Consider the following 1,199-nt stretch of genomic DNA (forward strand, 5'->3'; position numbering starts at 1 on the left):
TGACCGAGTCGACCGACCCCACGGAACCGACGGAGCCGACGGAGCCGACCGAGACTCCGGTTGCCCCGGCTGGTCCGTCGAGTGGTTCCAGTGTTCCGTGGATTCTGCTCCCGCTGCTTCCCTTGCTGCCGCTCCTGGGTTCGAGCGCAGTACCTGGTTCATCCGGCTCCTCTGATGGTGAACCGGTGATCACCCCGTCGGCAGGTCCCACCGCACACCCACAACCGACCGTAATGCCGACTCAGGTCCAGCAGCCGCAGCCCCAGCAGACTCAGTCGCAGGTGCTGGGTGCCCAGCAGACACCTGCGAGGAGTGCGCCGCCCCAGGTGGCGCCCCAGCAGGCGCAGCGGGCCCAGCAGAACCCGCATCGAGTGCTCGCGAACACGGGTGCGGACACCATCGCTGTCGTGCTCATTGCCCTCGTGATGGTGCTCATTGGTGGCGCGATCATCATCAGCCGTCGCCGCGCTGAGTAGCTGGAAGCGGAGCCCCGGCGATGATCACTATGGTCGGCGCCGGGGTTTGTGTGGAACGATGAGCCCATGCAGCATGTGGGAGTTGATCTCGTGCACGTCCCGGGCTTCCGGGAACAGTTGGCGCGGCCGGGTTCGCGATTTGAGGCGGTGTTCGCGGTGGGGGAGCTGCGAACGGCTGCGCAGCGGCATGATCGGGCAGTGCACCTGGCGGGGCGGTGGGCTGCGAAGGAGGCGTTCATCAAGGCGTGGTCGCAGGCGATCTACGGTCGGCCACCGGTCGTTGATCCGGACGGGGTGGATTTCACCGAGATAGAGGTCCGTGCCGACCGGTGGGGGCGGGTCGCCATCGAGCTACGAGGCGAGGTGGCACACGCGGTGCTGTCCAGCGTCGGCGAGATCCGGACGAGTCTGTCGATCAGTCATGACGGGGACTACGCGACGGCGATCTGCCTGCTCGAGCAACTGTAGCCCGCTCCTGCAGACCAAAAAATCCACCCGGACCGCGGTGGGGCCGGGTGGACGTCGAGAAGCGGGCAGCGACACCTATTCGCCGGACTCCTCCGACTGGTAGTTGGGATCGTCGATCGGAGGGTTCTCGGCGACCTTGTGGTCGTCGTCCGGGTGCTGCTGCGGAGCCTCGGAGTCGGCGATGGGGGCGGGGTCCTTCGGATCAGTGTTCATGGGGCCATTCTACGCGCCTGATGTGGTGGGCGTCACGAAAAA

3 protein-coding genes are annotated in these 1,199 nt (G+C 66.4%); 2 read left to right on the forward strand and 1 reads right to left on the reverse strand.

Translation table 11 applies throughout. The annotated features are described in order from the left end of the window. Window positions 1–233 precede the first annotated feature (233 nt). Together Q4F73_RS12040 and Q4F73_RS12045 are read left to right on the forward strand one after the other, a co-directional pair. A complete protein-coding gene (locus Q4F73_RS12040) occupies window positions 234–476 on the forward strand; it encodes an LPXTG cell wall anchor domain-containing protein (RefSeq protein WP_303359583.1) in 243 nt (80 codons plus the stop codon). A gap of 66 nt (window positions 477–542) precedes the next feature. Next, window positions 543–944 carry a holo-ACP synthase gene (locus Q4F73_RS12045; RefSeq protein ID WP_303359584.1) on the forward strand — a complete coding sequence of 134 codons (402 nt, stop codon included), beginning with the start codon at window positions 543–545 and terminating at the stop codon, window positions 942–944. A 75-nt stretch (window positions 945–1,019) separates the two neighbouring features. Here Q4F73_RS12045 and Q4F73_RS12050 read toward each other — a convergent pair whose 3' ends face one another. After that, window positions 1,020–1,157: a hypothetical protein gene (locus Q4F73_RS12050; RefSeq protein WP_303359585.1), complete on the reverse strand. Its 138-nt coding sequence runs from the start codon at window positions 1,155–1,157 to the stop codon at window positions 1,020–1,022. Between the last annotated feature and the right edge of the window lie 42 nt (window positions 1,158–1,199).

This window comes from Corynebacterium sp. (assembly GCF_030535495.1).
Lineage (GTDB): Bacteria > Actinomycetota > Actinomycetes > Mycobacteriales > Mycobacteriaceae > Corynebacterium.

Bases quoted from the DNA above. Each gene is read 5' to 3' on its own strand.
- Q4F73_RS12050 (WP_303359585.1), bottom strand. From the start codon at position 1,157: ATGAACACTGATCCGAAGGACCCCGCCCCCATCGCCGACTCCGAGGCT.
- Q4F73_RS12045 (WP_303359584.1), top strand. From the start codon at position 543: ATGCAGCATGTGGGAGTTGATCTCGTGCACGTCCCGGGCTTCCGGGAA.
- Q4F73_RS12040 (WP_303359583.1), top strand. From the start codon at position 234: ATGCCGACTCAGGTCCAGCAGCCGCAGCCCCAGCAGACTCAGTCGCAG.